Source organism: Nocardioides sp. T2.26MG-1, assembly GCF_950101795.1.
Lineage (GTDB): Bacteria > Actinomycetota > Actinomycetes > Propionibacteriales > Nocardioidaceae > Nocardioides.
The window spans coordinates 14,940-32,499 of record NZ_CATNLZ010000035.1 but is presented as its reverse complement, the minus strand read 5'-3'; the positions used below and the strand labels follow the sequence as shown (position 1 = coordinate 32,499).

The window sequence follows — 17,560 nt, the reverse complement described above, 5'->3', positions numbered from 1 at the left end:
CCCCGAGGGCACGCCCCCGGGAACCCCCGAATCCTGCCACACCAGAGCGTGCGCCACCCAACCGAGGGCGCCGCGCGAGATCGGGTCAGCGACGGTGGAGCAGCACCAGAGCGCGGTCGTCGTTGTCGGAGCCGAGAGACTCCACGAGCCGGTCGGCGCCGCCCTCGAGTCCGCCGCGCAGCAGCCGTTCGGCGTGGCCGAGCATCCGGTCGATGCCCATGCCGATGTCGCGGCGCGGGGTCTCGACCAGGCCGTCGGTGTAGAGCAGCAGCGCGTCACCGGAGCGCAGCTGGCCGTGCACCACCGCGAACTCGGCGTTCTCGATCAGGCCCAGCACGGGTCCGTCGCCCTGGTGGACCGTCCACCGGCCCGACCCGGCATCGAGCTGGGCGGCCGGCGGATGCCCCGCCGTCCGCACCTCGAAGGCCCCGGTGTCGGTGTCCAGCGAGAGGTGGACGGCGGTCGCGAAGCCCTCCTCCCAGTCCTGTCGCAGGAGGTAGTCGTTGGCGGCCTCGAGGAACTCCGCCGGCGGCAGCGCGCCGAGCAGGCCGCCGAAGGCGCCGGAGAGCAGCAGCGCCCGGGTTCCGGCCTGTTCGCCCTTGCCGGACACGTCCACCACGGCGAGCTCGACCCGGCTGCTGCCCCGGGGCCGGGTGGCGACCACGAAGTCGCCCGCGAACGGCGTACCGCCGGCCGAGCGGAGCGCGGTCTCGACCAGCCAGTCGTCCCCGAGCGGCGGAACACCGCCCTGGTTGAGGATCCGGTCGCGCAGGTCGACCAGCATCGACTCGCCGAGCACGCCGGCGACCCCCAGCCGGGACCGGCGGAACGACGTGACCAGCACGATGAAGCAGAGCAGGAACACGATCGCGATCGACATCACGATCCGCAGCGTGATCTGTTCCTGAGCGCTGACGGCGACCATCAGCATCACCATGAGGAACACCACGAACCACGGCAGGTGCCGCGGGCCGAGCAGCAGGCTGCCGAGCAGGAGCGGCACCATCAGCACCGTCAGTGGCACGTTCGTCGACCACGTCACGGCCACCGCGGTCGCGAGGACGGTCAGCGCGACCAGGGCCACCAGGATGCGGTTGTGCGGCGACACCCCGCGGCCCAGGACCTGCGACACGAGATGCCGGCGACGCCGGGCCCGGGCGGGCCGGGCCGCGTCGCGGCGTTCGGTCATGGTCGGCGGTCCTCGTGCTCGGGGGTGCTCACTGTAGTGCTCGCGACCGGAACCTGCGTTGGCATCGGGGACACCAGAACAGGTTCCTGCCCTGGAGCTCGGCCGTGCGGACCGCCACGCCGCACACGTGGCACGGCTGACCCGTACGACGGTAGACGTAGACCTCGCCGCCGTGGTCGTCGCGGCGCGGCGGGCGCCCCATCGCCTCGGGGGTGTGCTCGGGACGGACGGTGTCGATCCGGCCGGTCCGGACCCCCTCGCGCATCAGCGCCACCAGGTCCTCCCACATCGCGTGCCACTGCCCCACGCGCAGGGTGCTCCCCGGCCGGAGCGGGTCGACCCGGTGGCGGAACAGCAGCTCGGCCCGGTAGACGTTGCCGACGCCGGCGAGCACGGCTTGATCCATGAGCAGTCCCCCGATCGGCGCCTTGCTGCGCCGGATCCGCGCCCAGGCGCGGTCGGGGTCGGCGTCCCCACGCAGGGGGTCGGGCCCGGACCGGGCCACCACCGCGTCCCGCTGCTCGCGGGTCACCAGCTCACAGGTCGTGGCCCCACGCAGGTCGGCCCACGCCTGCCAGTCACGGTCGGCGGCGACCAGGCGCAGGCGCACCTGCCCGATCGCGGGTGGGACCGCCTCGCCGGTCGCGACGTCGAGCTTGCCGTACAGGCCGAGGTGGATGTGCACGAACCGGTCGTCGGGAAATGCGATGAACAGGTGCTTGCCCCATGCCTCGGCGCCGACCAGCACCTGACCGTCGACGAGGGCGGCCGAGCCCGCGAACCGGCCCTGCGGGCTGGCGGCGCGCACCACCCGGCCGGCGAACGTCGCCGTGACCTGGTCGGCCAGGCGATGGAGGGTGTGCCCCTCAGGCATCGCCGGGCAGCGGCGGCAGCTCGCCGGTGGCCTCGTAGGCCGCCATCTGGCCGATCCGGCGCACGTGCCGCTCGTCGCCGCTGAACGGCTCGGCGAGGAACACCTCGACGAAGCGGGTCATATGGCCCAGCGAGTGCATCCGGCCGCCGACGGACATGACGTTGGCGTCGTTGTGCTGGCGCGCGAGTACGGCGGTCTCCTCCGACCAGACCAGCGCGCACCGGATGCCCGCCACCTTGTTGGCGGCCATCTGCTCGCCGTTGCCGGACCCGCCGATCACGACCCCGAGGCTGTCGGCCCCGGCGGCCCGCTCCTGGGCGACCGCCTCGGCCGCGCGCAGGCAGAAGACCGGGTAGTCGTCGAGCGAGTCGTACTCGAAGGGCCCGTGGTCGACCGGCTCGTAGTCGTGCTCGGTGAGCCAGCGGCTGAGGTGGTCCTTGAGGTCGAGTCCGGCATGGTCGCAGCCCAGGTGCACACGCATGGCGCCCATCCTGTCAGTCGTGCTGGCGGAGGAAGCCCGCCACCTGCCGAAGCAGCGGCTCGGAGGCGGTGAACACGGCGTGGTGGCGCCAGAACCCGTGGACCTGGCCGAGGTAGCGGGTGGCGGTCACCTCGACCCCGGCGACCGCGAGCCGCCGGGCCAGCTCCTCCCCCTCGTCGCGCAGCGGGTCGTGCTCGCAGGTGACCACGAGGGTCGGCGGGAGCGTGCCGAGCCGGCCCGAGAGGAGCGGCGCGAGGTCGGGGTGCGTGAGGTCGGCCGGGGACGCGGCGTACTGCTGCCAGTACCACGCCGCCTCCCGCCCGTCGAACCCGTCGGCCGCGGTCCGGTAGGACTCGAAGCCGGCGGTCGGGTCGAGGAACGGGTAGAGCAGCGCGATCGCGGCGAACCTCCCGGGGTGGCGCAGCGCCGCGACCAGCGCGAGGTTGCCGCCGGCGCTGTCGCCGTGCGCGAACAGCGGTCCGCCCAGGTGTCGCTGCGCCCACGCAGACGCCGTCGAGACGTCGTCCGGCGCCGCCGGGAACCGGTGCTCCGGCGGACGGCGGTAGTCGACGCTGAGCACGCTGAGGCCGCTGCGGTTCGCCAGCCTGCGGGCGCCCGGGTCGTGCACGTCGACGTCGTTGAAGACGAACCCGCCGCCGTGCAGGTGCAGCACCACCCCGGCCGCCGCCCGCTCCGGCCGGTAGAGCCGCGCCGGGACGCCGTCGGCGTCGACGTCGGCGACCTCGGCGACGTCCTCGCGGGGCTCCGCCGCGGCCGCCTCCCGGGCCTGGGCGCGGGACGCGGCGATGTCGAACCCGTCGGCCCAGACCGGCGTCTCCCCGGCTGCTGCCTCGACGGCGCGCAGGGTCTCGGGATAGAGCATGGCGGCACCCTACTGACGCGCCCGCTCGGCGCGGGATGATCACCGCATGGTGGTCTTCGGCTGGCTGGTGCTGTTCCTGGTGTTCGTCGACGAGATCGCCGCGGTCGCGGCGTTCGGCGTCTGGGGGTGGGAGTCCTCGGTGCTCGGCGTCCCCGGCTGGGTGCTGGTGTGGCTGCTGCCGGTGGCCGCCGCCTCGACGTGGTACTGGTTCGCCTCACCGAAGGCGCCGTACGGCGGCACCGTCGTCCGGCCGGTCGCCAAGGTGCTGGTGTTCGGGCTCGCCTGCCTCGCCCTGTGGGACCTCGACCACCACGCCTGGGCGGTGGCGCTGCTGGTGTTCTCGGTCGTCGTGAACGGGCTCGCGATGCTGCCCGGGGTGCGCGCGCTCACCGCGGATCGTGGCAACGGCTGATCGGCTCGGTGCTGCCGCTCCACCGAACGACCACCGAGCGCGGTACCAGGGGCCAGCACCCCGGCACCTGAGGTGGAGGCGAGGGGACCCCAGGACTTCCTAGCGTCGACACCATGACGATCCTGCTGTCGGACCCGCGGGTCCGTGCCGTGCCGGTCGCGGAGACCGGCGAGCCGCTGGTCCTCCTCGAGGGCGACCTCTCCCCCTTCGGTGCGCTGGTGCGCTCGAGCCTCGCCGACCGGCTCCGGGCGGCGGACGCGGCCCTGCCGCGGGGCATCCGGCTGCGGGTGATCGAGGGCTACCGCCCGCTGGACGTGCAGCGCGCGATCATCGCGTCGTACGCCGCCGAGGTGCGTGCCCACCACCCGCACGCCGACGCCGCCGAGCTGGAGGTGCTGACCAGCCGCTTCGTCAGCCCGGTGGACGTGGCGCCGCACGTGGCGGGGGCGGCCGTCGACCTGACGCTGGTCGACGTCTGCGGTGACCAGCTGGACCTCGGCACGGCGATCGACGCGACGCCGGAGGAGAGCGACGGGCGCTGCTACTTCGCGGCCGATGGGATCGGCGCCGATGCCCGCGCGCACCGCGACCTGCTCGCCGGCGTGCTGACCGCGCAGGGGCTCGTCAACTATCCGACCGAGTGGTGGCACTGGACCTTCGGCGACCGCTACTGGGCCCTGATGACCGGCAGCGGGCACGCGCTCTACGGCCCGCTGGCCGCGGAGGTCGCGGCATGACCGGCCTGGCCGCCGCCGCCCGCCCCGGCACCGGCTCCGGCGCACGGCTCGACGTCGACCTCGCGGCGATCGCCCACAACACCCGGCTGCTGACCGGCCGGGCGACCGGGGAGCTGATGGCCGTGGTCAAGGCCGACGGGTTCGGCCACGGCGCCGCCGACGTGGCACGGACGGCGCTCGCGAACGGCGCCACCTGGCTCGGCGTCACCAGCCTCGAGGAGGCGTTCGCTCTCCGTGCGACCGGGCTGGACGCGCCGCTGCTCAGTTGGCTCAACCCGGTGGACGCGGACTTCGCCCGGGCCGTCCGCGAGGGCGTCGACGTCGCCGTACCGAGCCTGGCGCACCTGGCGGCCGTCACCTCCGCCGGCCGCCGTGCGCGGGTGCACCTCCACGTCGACGCCGGCATGGCCCGCGACGGTGCGGCTCCGGACACCTGGGCCCAGCTGTGCCGGTCCGCGCGCCGGGCCGAGCAGCGCGGCGAGGTCGAGGTGGTCGGGGTGATGGGCCACCTCGGCTGCGCCGACGACCCGGCCGACGACTGCAACGCGCTCGCGCGGACCCGCTTCGCGTGGGCGCTCGAAACCGCGCGCGCGGCCGGGCTCCGGCCCGCGCACCGGCACCTCGCGGCCACCTCGGCGACCCTGACCGACCCGCGCAGCCACCACACGATGAGCCGGGTGGGGGCCGGTCTGGTCGGCATCGACCCCTCGCAGACGACCCGGCTGCGGCCGGCGATGACGCTCACCGCCCCCGTCGTGCAGGTACGCCGCGTCCGCGCCGGCACGCCGGTCGGGTACGGCCATGCCTACCGGACGCCCGCGGCGACGCACCTCGGGCTGGTGCCCCTGGGCTACGCCGACGGGCTGCCCCGCATCACCGCGGGCCGCGCGGAGGTGCTGGTCCGCGGCCGCCGCCGGCCGGTCGTCGGCCGGATCTCGATGGACCAGGCCGTCGTCGACCTCGGCGAGCGCGCGGTCGACCTCGGGGAGACCGTGACGGTCTTCGGCCCGGGTGACGCCGGCGAGCCCACCGTCGCGGAGTGGGCGGCGTGGGCCGGCACCATCGAGCACGAGATCGTCACCGGCATCGGCGCCCGGGTCTCGCGGACCGTGCGCCGGCCGACGCACCTGCGGAGCCTGTCGTGAGGACCAGGGTCGCGGTGATCGGCGGCGGCCGGAACTGCGAGCACGAGGTGTCCCTGGCCTCCGCCGCGTCGGTGGCGGCCGGGCTGGACGCCCGCGCCTACGAGGTGATCGCGCTCACGATCGGTCCCGACGGCACCTGGCGCGACGACGAGGGGCTGCCGGTCGGCCTGTCCGGCGCCGCCCGGCTGCTGGCCACCTGCGACGTGGTGTTCCCGATGGTGCACGGTCCCCGCGGGGAGGACGGCGCACTCGCCGCATTGTGCGAGCTCGCCGGCCTCCCCTACGTCGGGTCCGGGGTCGGCGCGGGCGCGCTCGCGATGGACAAGTGGGCCACCAAGCTGGTCGCCGCGGCGCTCGGCATCGCGACCGCGCCCGGTCGCCTGGTCACCACGGCGACCGCCGCCGAGGAGGTCTGGTCCCACCCCGTGGTGGTCAAGCCGGTGGCCGCGGGCTCCAGCCGGGGCGTGAGCCTGGTCCGCGAGCCCGGCCACCTGCGCAGCGCCCTCGAGGCGGCACTAGCGCTCGACGACCGCGCGCTCGTCGAGGACGTCGTGGCCGGACGGGAGATCGACGTCGCCGTGCTCCGCCGCGCGGACGGGACCGTCGTCGCCTCGCCCGCCCTCGAGATCGTGGGCGACGGGCTGTTCGACTACGACGCCAAGTACGGCGGCCACGCCGACCTGCGGGTCCCGGCCGAGCTCGCGGACGTCGAGGCGAAGGCGCTCGCCGACGCCGCGGTGGCGGCGTACGACGCCCTCGGCTGCGCCGGGGTCGCGCGGGTCGACTTCTTCCTCACCGAGGACGGCCCGGTGCTCAACGAGGTCAACACCGTGCCCGGCATGACCGAGCACTCGCAGGTGCCGCGGATGTTCGCGGCGGCGGGCCTCGCCTACGCGGACCTGCTCGACGAGCTGGTGCGTGGCGCCCACCGGTGAGCAGCGCGGCCCGTGTGGTTCGCTTGCCGCGACAGCCACCGACCTCACAGGGAGCACGCATGACCGGCTGGCGCACCTGGGCGCCCGACGCGGCGGTCGGCCTGGCCGTCCTGATCGTCGGCCTGTACGAGGTGCTCGGGGTCGACCACCCCTACTACGTCGACGACCCCCGCCCGGCGCTCGCGCTCCTCGTCGTCGGGATCGCCACCGCCGCAGCGCTCGCCCGCTGGCTGCCCGCGCTGGCACTCGGACTGGTGTGGGCGATCTGCGTGCTGCAGGTGATGACCGGCACCCAGCTGCTGATGATCGAGCTGGCGATCGGCATCGTCGCGTTCGGCACCGCCCGCTGGGGCAGCGCGGCGACGGTCGTGGCGAGCGCGTTCTCGATCCCGGTGGCCGCCGTGATCACCGTGCTCTGGATCGACCCCAGCGTGTTCTACTCCGCGCTCGCGACGGCCGGGTTCGAGTCGCTGGTCCAGCAGACCGCCCGGTGGAGCGACCGGTGGCAGGTGACCGCGGCGGTGCTCGGCATGTCGGTGCTCGGGGTGCCCTGGCTGGCCGGTCTCGCGCTGCGGTTCTCCACCCGGGCCCAGCAGTCCCGGGCGTCCCAGGTGGTCGCCGAGGCCGAGCGCGACCAGGCCGAGGAGATCGCCCGGCTCCGCGACGAGCAGGCCAAGCTGGCCCGGGACGTGCACGACGTCGTCGGCCACTCGCTCGCGGTCATCCTCGCCCAGGCGGAGTCCGCGCAGTACCGCAAGGACGCCGACACCGAGGTCCTCAAGCAGACGATGGACAACATCGCGACCACGGCACGCAGCTCCCTCGACGACATCCGGCAGGTGCTGGCCTCCACCAGCGGCGCCGCCGGACCGCGTACCGGCAGCACCGACCTCGACAGCCTGGTCGCCGGGGTGCGGGCCAGCGGCCACGAGGTGCGGTCCACCGAGTTCGGGACGCCGCAGCCGCTGCCGCCCGAGCTGGCCACCGTGGCGTTCCGGGTGCTGCAGGAGATGCTCACCAACGCACTCAAGCACGGGCGGCGCGGCGAGCCGGTGCAGGTGGAGCGACACTGGGAGGGAGAGCTGAGGATCGAGGTGCAGAACGTGGTCGAGCAGGGGACCGAGGAGACCCAGCCCCTCGTGGTGGCGGTGCCCACGACGGGGGGGCAGGGCCTGGAGGGGATGCGGCGCCGGCTCGAGTCGGTCGGCGGCCGTCTCGACGTACGCCGACGCAGCGACCCGCCGACGTTCACCGCCACCGCGTGGCTGCCGGTGCGCAGCCGGTGACCGCACCGGAGCCGGAGTCGGCACCCGCGATCCGGGTGCTGCTCGTCGACGATCAGGAGCTGTTCCGCGAGGGCGTGCGGGTGATCGTCGACGCCCAGGACGGCATGGAGGTCGTCGGTGCCGCGGCCGACGGGCTGGAGGCCGTGGCACTCGTCGAGGAGCTCGAGCCAGACGTGGTGCTGATGGACATCCGGATGCCGGAGATGGACGGGGTCGAGGCGACCCGCCAGATCTTCCTGCCCGACCGCGCCGCGCGACGCGATCGGCCGGTGCGCGTGGTCGTGCTCACGACCTTCAACCTCGACGACCGGGCCGCGACCGCGATCCGCTACGGCGCGAGCGGCTTCCTGCTCAAGGGCACCACCCCAGTGATGCTGGCCGACGCGATCCGCACGGTGTACGCCGGCAACGCGGTGCTCGCGCCCCAGGACCTCTCGACGCTGCTCGACGGGCAGTTCCGCAGCCGAACGCCCACGCCGCCGGCGTACCTGGGCCTGACCGACAAGGAGCGCGAGGTCTTCGCCGCGGTCGCCCACGGCCTGTCGAACACCGAGATCGCCGGCCAGGTGTTCGCCAGCGAGTCGACGGTCAAGACGCACGTGGGCGCGATCCTGCGCAAGCTCGGCCTGCGCGACCGCGTGCAGATCGTGGTGTTCGCCCACGAGCACGGGCTGGTCGGGCCGGCCGCGGACCCGGGGACCGAACCGGGAGCCGTCTCCTAGGCGACAATGAGGGCCGGGGTCGGGACCGATCCCGGTTTCGACGAATCTCTCGGGGCCCACATGCAGCAATCGCTCGAGCGGCAGCAACGGCAGTTCCTCGCCGTGCTGCCGCTCATCGTGGCGGTGCTCGCCGTGCTCGCCGCGCTGCTCCAGCCCGCACTGGTCGGTCAGGACGCGCGGGAGCTCACGAGCGGGCTCGGCCTGGTCGCCAGCGGGGCCTTCCTCGCGGTCTCGTGCTGGCTGCGCGCCCGGCAGACCGTCGGCCGGCGGCGACGGTCCTGGCTGCTGATCATGACGGGCGCGCTGGTCGCGATCACCGGCAACGTGTGGGCCACCGCGACCGGGTCCGACCCGGTCACCTCGCCGAGCGCCTTCAGCGACCTCGCCATCACCGCCGCTCTCGGCCTGTGCATCGCCGGCGTGCTCGGTTTCCCGAGCGTGCGCCGCCGCGGCGTCGACCTGGTCGTGATCAGCCTCGACGGGCTGGTGGTCGGCGGCGCCGTGCTGATCATCGCCTCCACGCTGGTCTACGACGAGCTGCTCGAGCAGACCAGGGGCGGGCTCGCCTCCCAGCTCACGACGCTGCTGATCCCGGTGCTCGACGTGGTGCTGGTCGTGGTCGGCATCCTGCTCCTCCTGCGGGCCCGCGGCTCGGACCGTCAGGCGCTGGCGCTGCTCGCGCTGGGCTTCCTCGCCTACGCCCTCGCCGACCTCCCCTTCGCGGTGCTCGTCGCGCAGGAGGACTTCGAGTTCGGGACGCCGCTCGACCTCGGCTGGATGGTCGGCTACGCACTGCTCGCCCTCGCGGCGTGGTACCCCAGCACGGAGGTCGATGTCCCGCACGGCTCGGGGACCGCCACCGACGTGCGCGACACCGCGTTCGTCTACCTCGTGCTGCTGGTCGCCGCCGGCATCCAGGTGGTCTCCGGCAGCCAGGAGCGACTGAGCCCCTCCACCGCGGTGCTGTGGATGCTGGTCGCGATCGCCGCCGCCGGCCGCCAGATCGTGCTGACCCGGGACAACAACGCGCTGCGGCGCGGGCTGGAGCAGCGGGTGAGCGAGCAGACCGCCGACCTGCGGCGGCTGGCCCGGCAGACCGAGGTGCTGCTCACGTCCGTGGGCGACGGCATCTACGGCGTGGACGCCGCGGGCCTGATCACGTTCGTCAACCCGTCCGGCGCGGACGCTCTCGGGTACGCCGCGGAGGACCTTCTCGGCCGCTCGGCGCACGACGTCTTCCACGCCCCTGCGGAGGACGGCCTCGCCTACCCCTACGAGGGCTGCTACATCGCCGAGGCCATCGGCTCCGGTATCAACACGTTCGCGGAGGAGGACGTGTACGTCCGGTGTGACGGCTCGAGCTTCCCGGTCGAGATCACCGCGAGCCCACAGCTCGAGGGTCCCCCCGACGACCAGGTCGTGCGCGGCGCCGTGGTCGTGTTCCGCGACGTCACCGAGCGGCGCGACGTCGATCGGATGAAGAACGAGTTCATCTCCGTGGTCAGCCACGAGCTGCGCACCCCGCTCACCTCGATCCGCGGCTCCCTGGGACTGCTGGCGAGCGGCGTGCTCGGCGAGCTCTCACCCCGGGCCCGCTCGATGACCAGGATCGCCCTGGAGAGCAGCGAACGGCTGACCCGCCTGATCAACGACTTCTTGGACCTCGAGCGGATCGAGGCGGGCCATCAGCCGATGGACATCGCGTCGATCGCCGCCGAGGAGCTGCTGTCCCGCGCGGTGACCGAGATGGCCGGCCAGGCCCTCTCGACCGGAGTCCGACTCCGGGTGGCGCCGAGCGCCGGCCGGGTGCTGGTCGACGCCGACCGCATCGTGCAGACGCTCACCAACCTGCTCAGCAACGCGATCACGTTCTCCACCGAGGGGCAGACCGTCGTCCTCGACGCGGCCGCCGAGGACGGCCAGGTCGTCTTCCGGGTCCGCGACCAGGGACGAGGCATCCCCGCGGACCAGGTGGAGTCGGTCTTCCAGCGGTTCGACCAGGTCGACTCCTCCGACGCGCGTCAGAAGGGCGGCACCGGTCTCGGTCTGGCGATCTGCCGCGGGATCGTGGAGGGCCACGGCGGCCGGATCTGGGCCGAGAGCGCGCCGGGCTCCGGCACGACCGTCACGTTCACCCTCCCGGCGGCGAGCCGGAGGGGTCCCGGCCACCACGCCACATCGCGCCACCGGCCCGCCGGCGGTCGGGCCGGGCGGGGCACCGTGCTCCTCGTCACGGACGACGACGAGGTGGCCGACGTTCTCACCACCCTGCTGACCGGGCACGCCGTGCCCGTCGTCCGCGCCGTGGGGGCCGGCGACGCCGTCCGCCTGGCGCGCGAGGTGCACCCCCGGGTGGTCCTGCTCGACCTCGATCTCGGGCCCTCGAGCGGCAGCGGGTACGCCGTGGTGAGCGAGCTGCGCCGCGATCCGCGCACCGCCGCCGTCGACCTCATCGTCTACAGCGCAGCCGAGGTGGAGCCGGCCGACCGTCCCCTGCTGACGCTGGGCCGGACCGAGTTCATCACCAAGGACCGGGTCGACCCGACCGGCCTCGAGGACCGGGTGCTCGAGCGACTCGAGGACCCCCCGGGAGGAACGGCCTCCTGACCGACGCGACGCTGCGGCTCGGCGGTGCTCGGGTCTGGGGCGACGGTCAGGTGGAGGACCGCTAGAACCCGAGGCGCCGGCCGGGGCGGTCGCTGCGGACCGCCTCGCCCTTCTGTTGGGCCGTCGCACGCAGCTCGGCCTGGAACGCCCGCATCCGCTCCTGCAGCCCGGGGTCGGCGGCGGCGAGGATGCGGACGGCGAGCAGGCCGGCGTTGCGCGCCCCGCCGACAGCAACGGTCGCGACCGGCACGCCGGCAGGCATCTGCACGATCGAGAGCAGCGAGTCGAGACCGTCGAGGTTCTTCAGCGGCACCGGTACGCCGATCACCGGCAGCGGGGTCACCGAGGCGAGCATGCCCGGCAGGTGCGCGGCGCCCCCGGCGCCCGCGATGATCACCGCGAGGCCGCGGCCCGCGGCCTCGCGCCCGTAGGCCAGCATCTCCTCCGGCATCCGGTGCGCCGAGACGACGTCGGCCTCGTAGGCGATGTCGAACTCCGCGAGCGCCTCCGCGGCCGCCTTCATCACCGGCCAGTCGGAGTCCGACCCCATCACGATCCCGACCTGAGGGTTCATCAGCCGTCCTTCCGGGGGTCTGGGGGCCTAGCCCCCAGTCGGGGGTCCACGGGGGCGGAGCCCCCGGGTATCTCACTCTCGTTGCCGAGGTCTCCGCGGAACCACGCGGCGGCGTGCCGCGCGCGCTCGAGACAGTCGTCGAGATCGTCGCCGTAGGCGTTGACGTGGCCGACCTTGCGGCCCGGGCGCAGCTCCTTGCCGTACAGGTGCACCCGCAGCAGCGGGTCGCGGGCGAGCGCGTGCGGGTAGCCGTCGTACAGCCGGCCGATCGTGGTGTCGTCGCTGCCGAGGATGTTCACCATCACCGTCCAGCGCGCCCGGGGCGCCGGCGACCCCAGCGGCAGGTCCATCACCGCACGCAGGTGGTTCTCGAACTGCGAGGTCACCGCGCCGTCCTGGGTCCAGTGGCCGGTGTTGTGCGGGCGCATCGCGAGCTCGTTGACCAGCACCCGCCCGTCGCGGGTCTCGAACAGCTCCACGGCGAGGACGCCGGTGACGTCGAGCGCACCGGCGATGCGCAGCGCGATCTCCTGCGCCTGCCCGGCGAGCTCGGGGTCCAGGTCCGGAGCGGGGGCGATCACCTCGCGGCAGATCCCGTCGACCTGGGTGGAGGCGACGACCGGGTACGCCGCGGCCTGCCCGCTCGGCGCGCGCACCACGAGCGCGGACAGCTCACGGCGGAACTCGACCAGCTCCTCGGCGAGCAGGCGCACCTCAGCCTCGGACGCGGCCCGGAACGGCTCCTCGCAGTCGCCGGCGGAGCGCACGAACCACACGCCCTTGCCGTCGTAGCCGCCGCGGGAGGTCTTCAGCACGCACGGGAACCCGAAGGCCTCCACGTCGGCGACGGTCGTGACCACGGCGTTCCGCGGGCACGGGACGTCGAGCTCGGCGAGCCGCTCGCGCATCACCGCCTTGTCCTGGGCGTGCACCAGCGCGTGCGGGCCCGGCCGCACCGCGACGCCGTGCTCCTCGAGCGCGTGCAGGTGCTCGGTGGGGACGTGCTCGTGGTCGAAGGTGACCACCGGGCAGCCGTCGGTGACCTGGCGGAGGGTGGCGAGGTCGCGGTAGTCGCCGACCAGGTGGTCGGGGATGACCTGCGCGGCCGAGACGCCCTCGCCCTCGGCGAGCAGGCGCAGCGGGAGGCCGAGCGCGTTGGCGGGCGCGGCCATCATCCGGGCCAGCTGCCCGCCGCCGATCACGGCGAGGGTCGGAGCGGGGCTGGGCACGCCGGAACTCTAGACGACCGCTGTCAGCGGGAGTGGTCCTCGGTCTCGAACCTCAGGCCCTCACCGCGGATCGTGGTGATCAGGCGCGGGTGCCGGCTGTCGTCGCCGAGCTTGCGGCGCACCCAGCCCAGGTGCACGTCGATGGTCTTGGAGGACGTCCAGAACGTCGTGTGCCAGACCTCGCGCATCAGGTCGTCCCGGCTGACCACGTCCCCCGCGCGCTCCATCAGGGCGTGCACCAGGTCGAACTCCTTGCGGGAGAGCATGATCTCCTGGTCCCCACGCCAGGTCCGCCGCGAGACCGGATCGAGCCGGATGTCCTGCACCTCGATCATCTGCCCACCGTAGGAACGCACCGGCTCCCCGGTGGGCTAATCGCGGAATTTTACTTTCGGGTGACGGTGGACGGCGCGAACGGCCCGACGGGCGGTCGTTCAGGCGCGGCGGACGGCCACCGGCTCGACGATGCCGAAGCCGCGCACCGGTCGGGCCGGCAGGGTCCGGGTCTCGAATTCCTCGGCCGGGAGGAGCTCCGCGGTGGCGGAGTCGATGATGATCCGGTTGCGCCGGGCGACCGCGGTCAGCCGCGCGGCCAGGTTGACCGGCGGGCCGAACACGTCGCCGAGCCGCATGACGACCGAGCCGCTGGCGAGGCCGAGCCGCACGTCGGGCATCCGGGAGTCCCGCCCGACCACGTTGATGATCCCCTCGGCCGTGTCGTAGGCCCGGACGGGGTCGTCGTTCACGAACAGCACCGAGTCGCCGATGCTCTTGATCACCCGGCCGCGCTGGGATGCGACCACGTCGCTGCACCGGGACTCGAAGAGCTCGACCAGGTCGCCGATCCGCTCTTCGCTGAGCCGGTTGGAGAGCGCGGTGAAGCTGACGATGTCGGCGAAGCCGACGGTGAGCTGGACGGTGTTGAGGTCCTCCTCGTTGGCGCGCAGCGCCTCGACCCGCGCGACGGCGGCGGCGAGGTGGCGGCGCCACACGTAGACCAGCAGCTCCTCGAAGGGCAGGTTGATCTCGTCGATGAGGCGGATCGCGGAGCCGATCCGGCTGCCGGTCGCCTCGTCGCCGGCCTCGAGCTCCTCGACCCGGTGGACGAGGGTCGCGACCTCCCAGTCGGCGAGCCGGGCCATCGTCTGCCCGACGGCACGGGTGAGGTTGACCGCCATGTCGAAGTCGATGGCCCCGGACGCGACCACGCCGAGCAGCGTCGAGAGCGCGTCGGCGTCGGCGTCGGTGAACGCGGTCTCCAGGCCGTGCTCGGGGAAGCCGAGGGCGCGCCACAGCCGGCGCGCCTCCGCGACCGTCACGCCGGTGCGGGCCGCGACCTCCTGGGCGTTGAAGACGGGGTTCTCACCGAGGATGGCCCGCTCCAGGTCCTCAGAGCTGGGCCCGGGGCCGTCAGGTGCCGTCGTCATGTCCCGCCGTGGGGTGGTTGATGCTCTGGAGCATCGCGTTGACCTTGCGCTGGGTCTCCTCGACCCGCGGGATGTCGTGCAGCCGGATCTGCCCGTGCTCGCTGGCGTCGGAGATGATCAGCGTGCCGCAGCCGAGCATCCGGTCGATCAGCCCGAACTCGTAGGCGATGTCGCTGATCCGCGCCAGCGGCATGTCGTGGCCGCGGCGCACGAACACGCCGCTGCGGGTGATCAGCCGGCGGTTGGTGAACGTGTAGCTCGCGGTCGCCCAGATGATCGCCGGCCGCAGCACGAACCACACGATGCCGACCGCGACGACCGCCCACACGACGTAGGCGAGCGTCTGGTCCCACTGGACCTGGACGAACGTGCCGGCGGCGAGCAGGACGACGAGGACCAGCAGGGGGAGGATCAGCGCCTTGACGTGGGTGCGGGTGTCGACGACAACGGTCTCACCCTCGTTCAGCAGCTTGCGGGAGATGGCCACGCGCCGATCATGTCACTCTTCGGGCCCGGAAGTGGCGGGGCGCACATGGGCCCGCACATGGATCACGTCACCCGCGCCGACCACGACGCTCTCACCGTCCTCGGAGCGCACCACGAGCCGGCCGGCGTCGTCGATGCCGGTGGCGCGGCCGGTGAGCACCCGGCCTCCGGGCAGGTCGACCCGCACGTCGCGGCCCACGGTGACGCAGGCCGCGGCGTACGACGAGCGCAGCCGCCCGGTGGCGTCCTCGCCGCCCGCCTGCCAGGCGTCGTACGCCTCGCGCAGCGACCGGAGCAGCTCGACCAGCAGGTGGGTGCGGTCGGGCGCCTGCCCGGACTCGAGCGCGAGCGACGTGGCGGTGGGCACGGGCAGCTCGTCCTCGTTGAGCGTGACGTTCAGCCCGACGCCGAGGACCGCGGCCGGCCCGGCCGGGGTCTCGACCCGCTCGACGAGGATGCCGACCAACTTGCGGTCGCCGATCAGGACGTCGTTGGGCCACTTCACGCCCGCGGCGTACCCCTCGGCGCGCAGGGTCTTGGCGACCGTGTAGCCGGTGAGCAGCGGCAGCCACGGCCAATCGGCCGCGGGCACCGTCGGGCGGACCAGCAGCGAGAAGGTCAACGAGGACCGCGCGGGTGTCTCCCAGGAGCGGTCCAGGCGGCCGCGACCCGCCGTCTGGTGCTCGGCGACCACGACCAGGCCCTCCTCCGCGCCCTCCCGGGCGCGCTCGGCGGCGACCGCGTTGGTGGAGGTCGCGGTCTCGTGCACCTCCACGACGAGATCGGGCGCGAGCTCCGCGAGCGGGGCTGGGTCGAGTGATGGGCGTCTCACCGAGTCGGGGGTCACGGGCACTACATTGACCCACGGTCCCAACCACCCGCCACTGAGGAGCCCTGGAGAAATGGCAGAGCCGATGGCAGAGACGGCCAGCGAGCCCACCAGCGAAGGAGCAGCCCCCGACATCCACACGACCGCGGGCAAGATCGCCGACCTCGACCGGCGGCTCGACGAGGCGGTCCACGCGGGGTCGGCCAAGGCGGTCGAGAAGCAGCACGCGAAGGGCCGCAAGACCGCCCGCGAGCGGATCGCCATGCTGTTTGACGAGGGGTCCTTCGTGGAGCTCGACGAGCTGGCCCGGCACCGGTCGACGGCGTTCGGGCTGGAGAAGAACCGGCCCTACGGCGACGGCGTCATCACCGGCTACGGCACCGTCGACGGCCGCCAGGTGTGCGTGTTCTCCCAGGACTTCACCGTGTTCGGCGGCTCGCTCGGCGAGGTGTACGGCGAGAAGATCACCAAGGTCATGGACCTCGCGATCAAGACCGGCTGCCCGATCATCGGCATCAACGAGGGCGCCGGGGCCCGCATCCAGGAGGGCGTCGTCTCGCTCGGCCTGTACGGCGAGATCTTCCGGCGCAACGTGCACGCCTCGGGCGTGATCCCGCAGATCAGCCTGATCATGGGCTCCTGCGCCGGCGGTCACGTCTACTCACCCGCTGTCACCGACTTCACGGTGATGGTCGACGGCACCTCCAACATGTTCATCACCGGTCCCGACGTGATCAAGACCGTCACCGGCGAGGACGTGTCGATGGAGGACCTGGGTGGCGCGCGCACCCACAACACCAAGTCCGGCAACGCCCACTACCTCGGCTCGGACGAGGAGGACGCGATCGAGTACGTCAAGGCGCTGCTGTCCTACCTGCCGCAGAACAACCTCGACGAGGTCCCGGCGTACGACGAGGCGGCGGACACCGAGTTCACCGAGCTCGACCGCAGCCTCGACGCGATCATCCCGGACTCGCCGAACCAGCCCTACGACATGCACGACGTCATCCGGGCCTCGCTCGACGACCAGGAGTTCCTCGAGGTCCAGGAGCTGTTCGCCCCCAACATCGTCGTCGGCTTCGGCCGGGTCGAGGGCCACTCGGTCGGCGTGGTCGCCAACCAGCCGATGCAGTTCGCGGGCACGCTCGACATCGACGCCTCCGAGAAGGCCGCGCGGTTCGTGCGCTTCTGCGACGCGTTCAACATCCCGGTGCTGACCTTCGTCGACGTCCCCGGCTTCCTGCCCGGCACCGACCAGGAGTGGAACGGCATCATCCGGCGCGGCGCGAAGCTGATCTACGCCTACGCCGAGGCCACCGTCCCGCTGGTCACGATCATCACCCGCAAGGCCTACGGCGGCGCCTACGACGTGATGGGCTCCAAGCACCTCGGTGCCGACATCAACGTCGCCTGGCCCACGGCCCAGATCGCGGTCATGGGCGCCCAGGGTGCGGCCAACATCGTCTACCGCAAGGAGCTCGCGGCCGTCGAGGCCGAGGGCGGCGACGTGGAGGCTCGCCGCGCCGCGCTCATCGACGAGTACGAGATGACGCTGGCCAACCCCTACATCGCGGCCGAGCGGGGCTACATCGACGCGGTCATCGCCCCGCACGAGACCCGCCTCGAGATCGTCCGCGCGCTGCGCCTGCTGCGCTCGAAGCGGGAGAGCCTTCCCGCGAAGAAGCACGGGAACATCCCGCTGTGAGCGGGGGCTGCGAAGCGCCCCCCGAGCAGCGGGATCGCC

General features: G+C 73.2%; 18 protein-coding genes. 8 read left to right on the top strand and 10 right to left on the bottom strand.

From position 1 onward, the window contains the following. Positions 1-85: 85 nt before the first annotated feature. The 4 genes from QQZ14_RS22060 to QQZ14_RS22045 are packed head-to-tail and all read right to left on the bottom strand — an operon-like array spanning position 86 to position 3,427. Positions 86-1,189 (bottom strand): PP2C family protein-serine/threonine phosphatase, encoded by a 1,104-nt coding sequence (locus QQZ14_RS22060; protein ID WP_284536581.1) that lies wholly within the window; start codon positions 1,187-1,189, stop codon positions 86-88. A 28-nt stretch (positions 1,190-1,217) separates the two neighbouring features. Further along, positions 1,218-2,063: an Fpg/Nei family DNA glycosylase gene (locus tag QQZ14_RS22055; RefSeq protein WP_284536580.1), complete on the bottom strand. Its 846-nt coding sequence runs from the start codon at positions 2,061-2,063 to the stop codon at positions 1,218-1,220. After that, positions 2,056-2,544 carry a ribose-5-phosphate isomerase gene (locus tag QQZ14_RS22050; protein WP_284536579.1) on the bottom strand — a complete coding sequence of 163 codons (489 nt, stop codon included), beginning with the start codon at positions 2,542-2,544 and terminating at the stop codon, positions 2,056-2,058. Before QQZ14_RS22050 ends, QQZ14_RS22055 begins: the two co-directional genes overlap by 8 nt. Before the next feature lie 13 nt (positions 2,545-2,557). Next, positions 2,558-3,427: an alpha/beta hydrolase gene (locus tag QQZ14_RS22045; RefSeq protein ID WP_284536578.1), complete on the bottom strand. Its 870-nt coding sequence runs from the start codon at positions 3,425-3,427 to the stop codon at positions 2,558-2,560. Between the two features lie 46 nt (positions 3,428-3,473). Here QQZ14_RS22045 and QQZ14_RS22040 point away from each other — a divergent pair, with 46 nt between their 5' ends. From QQZ14_RS22040 to QQZ14_RS22010, 7 genes are all read left to right on the top strand, one after another. Continuing rightward, positions 3,474-3,839, top strand: coding sequence for a YrdB family protein (locus tag QQZ14_RS22040; RefSeq protein WP_284536577.1), 366 nt, complete (start codon positions 3,474-3,476; stop codon positions 3,837-3,839). 113 nt (positions 3,840-3,952) lie between these two features. Further along, positions 3,953-4,576, top strand: coding sequence for a M15 family metallopeptidase (locus QQZ14_RS22035; RefSeq protein ID WP_284536576.1), 624 nt, complete (start codon positions 3,953-3,955; stop codon positions 4,574-4,576). Then, positions 4,573-5,721: an alanine racemase gene (alr, locus tag QQZ14_RS22030; protein WP_284536575.1), complete on the top strand. Its 1,149-nt coding sequence runs from the start codon at positions 4,573-4,575 to the stop codon at positions 5,719-5,721. Before QQZ14_RS22035 ends, alr begins: the two co-directional genes overlap by 4 nt. Further along, a complete protein-coding gene (locus QQZ14_RS22025) occupies positions 5,718-6,656 on the top strand; it encodes a D-alanine--D-alanine ligase family protein (RefSeq protein ID WP_284536574.1) in 939 nt (312 codons plus the stop codon). Before alr ends, QQZ14_RS22025 begins: the two co-directional genes overlap by 4 nt. A gap of 59 nt (positions 6,657-6,715) precedes the next feature. Further along, a complete protein-coding gene (locus QQZ14_RS22020) occupies positions 6,716-7,942 on the top strand; it encodes a sensor histidine kinase (RefSeq protein WP_284536573.1) in 1,227 nt (408 codons plus the stop codon). Further along, on the top strand, positions 7,918-8,664 hold the full coding sequence (locus QQZ14_RS22015) for a response regulator (protein WP_284536572.1): 747 nt from the start codon (positions 7,918-7,920) through the stop codon (positions 8,662-8,664). Before QQZ14_RS22020 ends, QQZ14_RS22015 begins: the two co-directional genes overlap by 25 nt. Before the next feature lie 60 nt (positions 8,665-8,724). Further along, complete coding sequence (locus tag QQZ14_RS22010) at positions 8,725-11,271, top strand: ATP-binding protein (protein ID WP_284536571.1); 2,547 nt, start codon at positions 8,725-8,727, stop codon at positions 11,269-11,271. 61 nt (positions 11,272-11,332) lie between these two features. On the opposite strand, the gene purE is transcribed toward QQZ14_RS22010, so the two are convergent. The 6 genes from purE to QQZ14_RS21980 form a co-directional block, all read right to left on the bottom strand. Beyond that, on the bottom strand, positions 11,333-11,845 hold the full coding sequence (gene purE, locus QQZ14_RS22005) for a 5-(carboxyamino)imidazole ribonucleotide mutase (protein ID WP_284536570.1): 513 nt from the start codon (positions 11,843-11,845) through the stop codon (positions 11,333-11,335). Further along, positions 11,845-13,074, bottom strand: coding sequence for a 5-(carboxyamino)imidazole ribonucleotide synthase (locus QQZ14_RS22000; RefSeq protein ID WP_284536569.1), 1,230 nt, complete (start codon positions 13,072-13,074; stop codon positions 11,845-11,847). The genes purE and QQZ14_RS22000 overlap by 1 nt, the downstream gene beginning before the upstream one ends. Positions 13,075-13,097: 23 nt before the next feature. After that, the gene (locus QQZ14_RS21995; protein ID WP_284536568.1) at positions 13,098-13,409 is read right to left on the bottom strand and encodes a winged helix-turn-helix domain-containing protein; all 312 of its coding nucleotides are present in this window, start codon (positions 13,407-13,409) and stop codon (positions 13,098-13,100) included. Between the two features lie 99 nt (positions 13,410-13,508). Next, positions 13,509-14,501, bottom strand: coding sequence for an adenylate/guanylate cyclase domain-containing protein (locus tag QQZ14_RS21990; protein ID WP_284536567.1), 993 nt, complete (start codon positions 14,499-14,501; stop codon positions 13,509-13,511). Continuing rightward, positions 14,485-14,988, bottom strand: coding sequence for a PH domain-containing protein (locus QQZ14_RS21985; protein ID WP_284536565.1), 504 nt, complete (start codon positions 14,986-14,988; stop codon positions 14,485-14,487). Before QQZ14_RS21985 ends, QQZ14_RS21990 begins: the two co-directional genes overlap by 17 nt. 12 nt (positions 14,989-15,000) lie before the next feature. Next, positions 15,001-15,819, bottom strand: a complete 819-nt coding sequence (locus QQZ14_RS21980; protein ID WP_284536563.1) for a biotin--[acetyl-CoA-carboxylase] ligase — start codon at positions 15,817-15,819, stop codon at positions 15,001-15,003. Between the two features lie 70 nt (positions 15,820-15,889). Between QQZ14_RS21980 and QQZ14_RS21975 the strand changes: the two genes are divergently transcribed. Beyond that, complete coding sequence (locus QQZ14_RS21975) at positions 15,890-17,521, top strand: acyl-CoA carboxylase subunit beta (protein WP_446740515.1); 1,632 nt, start codon at positions 15,890-15,892, stop codon at positions 17,519-17,521. The last annotated feature ends 39 nt before the right edge of the window (positions 17,522-17,560 follow it).